This is a genomic window from Sphingomonas sp. (assembly GCF_031380695.1).
GTDB lineage: Bacteria > Pseudomonadota > Alphaproteobacteria > Sphingomonadales > Sphingomonadaceae > Sphingomicrobium.
The window spans coordinates 1-5,343 of sequence record NZ_JANMWY010000034.1 but is presented as its reverse complement, the minus strand read 5'-3'; the positions used below and the strand labels follow the sequence as shown (position 1 = coordinate 5,343).

The 5,343-nt window shown below is 65.9% G+C and carries 4 protein-coding genes and 1 pseudogene; 2 read left to right on the top strand and 3 right to left on the bottom strand.

Going from position 1 to position 5,343, the window contains the following annotated elements; all coding sequences use genetic code 11:
* Both RMN84_RS01330 and RMN84_RS01325 read left to right on the top strand, forming a co-directional pair.
* The coding region (locus RMN84_RS01330) for an efflux RND transporter permease subunit (RefSeq protein ID WP_309610409.1) at window positions 1-2,310 on the top strand (2,310 nt) is incomplete at its 5' end.
* Window positions 2,307-3,698, top strand: coding sequence for an efflux transporter outer membrane subunit (locus RMN84_RS01325; protein ID WP_309610408.1), 1,392 nt, complete (start codon window positions 2,307-2,309; stop codon window positions 3,696-3,698). The genes RMN84_RS01330 and RMN84_RS01325, both read left to right, overlap by 4 nt.
* Here RMN84_RS01325 and phoB read toward each other — a convergent pair.
* From phoB to RMN84_RS01310, 3 genes and pseudogenes are all read right to left on the bottom strand, one after another.
* Window positions 3,695-4,390 carry a phosphate regulon transcriptional regulator PhoB gene (gene phoB, locus RMN84_RS01320; protein ID WP_309610407.1) on the bottom strand — a complete coding sequence of 232 codons (696 nt, stop codon included), beginning with the start codon at window positions 4,388-4,390 and terminating at the stop codon, window positions 3,695-3,697. The two genes, RMN84_RS01325 and phoB, sit on opposite strands and share 4 nt — an antisense overlap.
* Before the next feature lie 9 nt (window positions 4,391-4,399).
* Window positions 4,400-5,095, bottom strand: coding sequence for a phosphate signaling complex protein PhoU (gene phoU, locus RMN84_RS01315; protein WP_309610406.1), 696 nt, complete (start codon window positions 5,093-5,095; stop codon window positions 4,400-4,402).
* Window positions 5,096-5,109: 14 nt separating this feature from the next.
* Window positions 5,110-5,343: pseudogene (locus tag RMN84_RS01310) on the bottom strand (phosphate ABC transporter ATP-binding protein); the annotation flags it as partial.

Below are 5,343 nucleotides of genomic sequence, written 5' to 3'. Positions count from 1 at the left end.
AGCCACTATAACGGCCATCCCGCGGCGGGCATCGCGGTCCAGCTCGCCCCCGGCTCCGACGCGCTGCAGACGGCCGAGTTGGTCAAGGCCGAGGTTGCGCGACAGGCCCCGAACTTCCCCGACGGGTTCGCATATGGCTATCCGGTCGACGCCACCACCTTCATCCGCCTGTCGGTCAACGAAGTAATCAAGACGCTGATCGAGGCGATCGCGCTGGTCGTCATCGTGATGTTCGTGTTCCTGCAAAGCTGGCGCGCGACGCTGATCCCGGCCATCGCGGTGCCGGTGGTGCTGCTCGGCACGTTCGGGGTGCTCGCCTTCTTCGGCTTTTCGATCAACACGCTGACCTTGTTCGGCATGGTTTTGTCAATCGGCCTGCTGGTCGACGACGCGATCGTGGTGGTCGAGAATGTCGAGCGGGTGATGGCCGAGAACCCTGCCATTTCCGCACGCGATGCGACGATCCAGTCGATGGGCGAAATTACCACGGCGCTAATCGCGATCGCACTGGTGCTGTCGGCAGTGTTCCTGCCGATGGCGTTTTTCGGTGGATCGGTCGGCGTGATCTACAAGCAATTCTCCATCACCATCGTGTCGGCGATGATCCTGTCGGTGATCGTCGCGCTAGTGCTGACCCCGGCGCTGACGGCGACCCTGCTCAAGCGGCGCGAGCCGCATGACGAGCCGGTCTGGCTGCAGCGGGTTCACGGTTATGGCGAGCGGTTCAACGGCTGGTTCGCGCGCACGTCGGACCGCTATCGCGACCGGGTCGCCAAGACCCTCGCGCACCGCCGTCTGCCGCTGATTGGCTATGCCGTGCTGGTCGGGGTGCTGGGGCTGGTCATCTGGCGCCTGCCGTCAAGTTTCCTGCCGGTCGAGGACACCGGCCGCGCCCAGATCCAGTACACGCTGCCCCCCGGCGCAACGCAGCCGCGGACCGAGGCGGCGGCGGCGGCGATCAAGCAATATTTTCTGACAAAAATGAGCAATGCGGTCGACGTGGTCTATACCGTTACCGGACAAGGCGGCGGCGGGGCCGGCCAGAATGCCGGGCGCGGCTTTCTTCAGCTCAAGCCGTGGGATGAGCGCACGACCAGCGCGCTGTCACTGGATTCGATCACCAAGAAAGCGACGAAAGATCTCGGCCGCGAATTGCGCGACGTCGAATTCTTCGCCCTCGCTCCGCCATCGATCCGCGGCCTCGGCCAGTCGAACGGCTTCACTATGCAGTTGCTCAACAGCGGCGGCATGACCCGCGCCCGATTCAAGGCAGCGCGCGACCGGCTGTTGCAGTCGGCGCAAACCGATCCCGCGCTTTCTGCAGTCCGGCTCGGCGCGCTGGAAGATAACCCGTCGCTGACGGTCGACATCGACGACGAAAAGCTCGGCGCCCTTGGCATCAGCTCGAGCCAAGCCGACCAGACGCTCGCGACGGCGTGGGGCGGAACCTACGTCAACGACTTCATCGATCGCGGGCGAGTCAAGCGGGTCTATGTCCAGGGCGACGCCCCCTATCGCAGCCGGCCCGAGGACCTCGCCAGCTGGTTCGTGCGCGGATCTGGAGGCGATATGGCACCTTTCTCCGCCTTCGCGCGGACCGGGTGGAGCCAGGCGCCGTCGAGCCTGTCGCGCTTCAACGGCACGTCGGCCTATCAGATCCAGGGCCAGGCCGCCCCCGGCCACAGCTCGGGCGAAGCGATGGACGCGGTGGCCGCACTCGCGGCGAAACAGCCCGGCACCTCGGTCGCCCGGTCCGATCTGAGCTATCAGGAGCGGCTGAGCGGCAGTCAGGCGCCCTTTCTCTACGGCATCTCGCTGGTCGTCGTCTTCCTGTGCCTCGCCGCGCTGTACGAAAGCTGGTCGATCCCGATTGCGGTGATGCTGGTCATCCCGATCGGACTGGTCGGCGCAGCGCTGGCGGTGTGGCTGCGCGGGTTGCAGAACGACGTCTATTTCCAGGTCGGATTGCTGACGACGATGGGGCTGAGCGCCAAGAACGCCATCCTGATCATCGAGTTCGCCGAGCAGGCGGAAATCGGCGGCAAGAGCGCGGTCGACGCGGCGATCGAGGCGGCGCGACTGCGTCTGCGTCCGATCATCATGACCAGCCTGGCGTTTATCTTCGGCGTGCTGCCGCTGGCCATCTCGACTGGCGCGGGGGCCAAGAGCCGGGTCGAGATCGGGACGGCGGTGGTCGGTGGCATGCTGACCGCGACCGCGCTGGCGATCTTTCTGGTGCCCTTGTTCTTCGTGCTGGTGCGCAAGCTGTTTTCGCGCGGAGGCCCACCGCATCATGAGACGGCCGCATGATCCGACCCGTCCTTTTGCTCCCGCTGATTGCCGCGCTTGGCGCGTGCAATCTCGAACCGCCTTACGCGGCTCCCGCGCCGCTGGTCCCAAGCAGCTGGCCGGTCGGCGATCCGGCGCTGAAGGCAAGCGAGGCCAGCCTCACCGCGCACGATCATCGCGCGATGTTCGTCGATCCGCGGTTGGAACGGCTGATCGACCAGGCGCTCGCCAATAATCAGGACGTGAAGCTTGCTGTCGCCAACATTGGCGCGGCGCGCGGGCTGTATCGGGTTCAGCGTTCCGCCCTGCTGCCAACGGTCATTGCCGGGGCCGACACGACCGTGCGCTATACCGGTCAGGTCAACGCCAGCGGCGACCATGTCACGACCGATTACACCGCCGACATTGGTGCCTCGGCGTTCGAGATCGACCTGTTCGGCCGCGTCCGCAGCCTGTCGAACGCCGCGCTGAACAGCTATTTCGCAACCGAGGCGGCGGCGCGCGCCACGCGGCTGACGCTGGTCGCCGACGTCGCCGATGCCTGGTTCACGCTGGCCACCGACCGCACCTTGCTTGCCATCGCCACCGACACCGTCGCCAGCGCGCGGCAGAGCGAGCGGCTGACCCGGATGCGGCTGCTGGGCGGCATCGCCCCGCGCACCGACCTGCGCCAGGCCGAGACGGTTCGCGCCACCGCCGAGTCCGACCTCGCCAATCTGACCACGATCGTCGATCAGGACCGCAATGCACTGCGCCTGCTCGCCGGGTCGGACATGGTCGAGTCCGATCTGCCGAAGTCGATCGAGGAGGTCGAGCGCAGCGCCGTGCCCGCCGCCGCGGGTCTCGACAGCATGATCCTGCTGCGCCGACCCGATGTGCTCGAGGCCGAATTCCGGCTGCGTTCGGCCAATGCCCAGATCGGCGCCGCCCGCGCCGCCTTCTTCCCGCGCATCTCGCTGACCGGGCTGGCCGGGCTGGCGAGCGGCGGGCTGACCTCGCTGTTCACCGGCAATGCGTTCGGCGCGGCGATCACGCCGAGCGTCACCCTGCCGATCTTCGGCGGCACCAATCGCGGCAATCTCGACAATGCGCGGGCGCAGCGCGAGGGCGCGCTCGCGACTTACCAAAAGTCATTGCAGGTGGCATTCCGCGACGTCGCCGACGCCCTCGCGAGGCGCGTCACGGTCGACCGGCAATTCGCCGCCCAGCTCGAACTTGAAGCCGCCGCGCGCGACACGGCAGAGCTCACCGCCGCGCGCTACAAGGGCGGGATCGCATCATTCCTCGAAAGCCTCGACGCCCAGCGCTCGCTTTACGCAGCGCGGCGAAGTCTGGCGAACACGCGCCTGCTCCGTGCGCGCAGCGTGGTCACGCTATACCGATCGCTCGGCGGCGATTCGACGCTCTAGGCGACACCTTCGGCGTCCAGCGCATAACCCGCGCTGCGCACCGTCCGGACAATATCCGGCTCGCCGAGTGCCAGTCTCAGCCGGCGGATGTGTACGTCGACCGTGCGCAGCTCGATGTCCTCATTGTGGCGCCAGACAGCGTCGAGCAATTGCTGGCGCGAAAACACCCGGCCGGGATTTTCGAGGAAATGACGCAGCAGACGGAATTCTGTCGGGCCAAGGGGAACCGACGTTCCGTCGCGCCGTACGCGATGCGCGGCAAGGTCCATGTCGAGCCCGCCATAGCCGAGCGATTCCGCCGCCAGCGCCGGCCGTACGCGGCGCAGCACAGCGGCCGCGCGCGCTACCAGCTCCTTCGGACTGAACGGCTTGGTGATGAAATCGTCGGCACCGGTATCGAGCCCGCGCAGCCGGTCCTCTTCCTCGCCGCGCGCGGTCAGCATCAGGATCGGCAAGTTGGCGGTCCCCGGCTTGCGCCGCAGCATCCGGCACAATTCGATCCCGCTGATCCCCTCGATCATCCAGTCGAGGATCAACAAATCGGGCCTGATCTCGTCGACCAGGATCAGCGCTTCTTCGCCGTTGGGCGTGCTGGTCACGGTGTAGCCAGCGCGGGTGAAGTGGAACTTCACCAGTTCGGCGATGGCGCGGTCGTCCTCGACCAGGAGCAACCGCTTGTTGGCACTGGCCATGAAGTGCCCCTAGTCGGTGTCGCTGCCGCCGCGCGTGCGCTCGGCCATGTGCTGGCCGGTTGCTGCATAATAGACCATCTCCGCAATGTTGGTCGCATGATCGCCGACCCGCTCGATGTTCTTGGCGATGAACAGCAGGTGCGCCGACTGGCCGATATTGTGCGGATTTTCCATCATGAAGGTCAGCAATGTACGGAAGATGCTGTTGTAGAAATCGTCGACCGCATGGTCCCGCTCGACGACCCGCAACGCCGCCTCAGCGTCGCGTTCGACAAAGGCGTTGAGCACGTCATGGACCATCTCGGTCGCGATCCGCGCCATTTCCGGCAGCAGCGAGATCGGCTCGATCTTGCCGGCCGATTCCAGCAGCGGGACGCGCTTGGAGATGTTCTTGGCATAGTCGCCGATCCGCTCGACCACGCTCGAAATCTTCATCGCCGCCACGACATCGCGCAGGTCGCCCGCCATCGGCGCGCGCAGCGCGATCAGCTGGACCGCGCGACGTTCGGTTTCGACCTCCAGCGCGTCGAGCTTCTTGTCATTCTCGACGATGCGCAGCGCGCCTTCGAGATCGCGCTGGATGAGGCACCGCATCGATTCACGAATTGCGTGTTCGGCAAGCCCGCCCATTTGCGAAATGAGTGCGCGCAGCCGGTCGAGATCTTCGTCGAACGCCTTGAGGGTATGCCCGGCAGTGGTGGCCATGTCGTCTCTCCCACTCAGCCGTAGCGGCCGGTGATATAATCCTGGGTGCGCTGCTCGCGCGGGTTGGTGAAGATCTCGGAGGTCTTGCCATACTCCACCATTTCGCGGAGGTGGAAGAAGGCCGTGCGCTGCGACACGCGCGCTGCCTGCTGCATATTATGCGTGACGATCGCGATCGCATAGCGCCCGCGCAATTCGTGGATCAATTCCTCGATCTTGGCGGTCGCGATGGGGTCCAATGCCGAGCA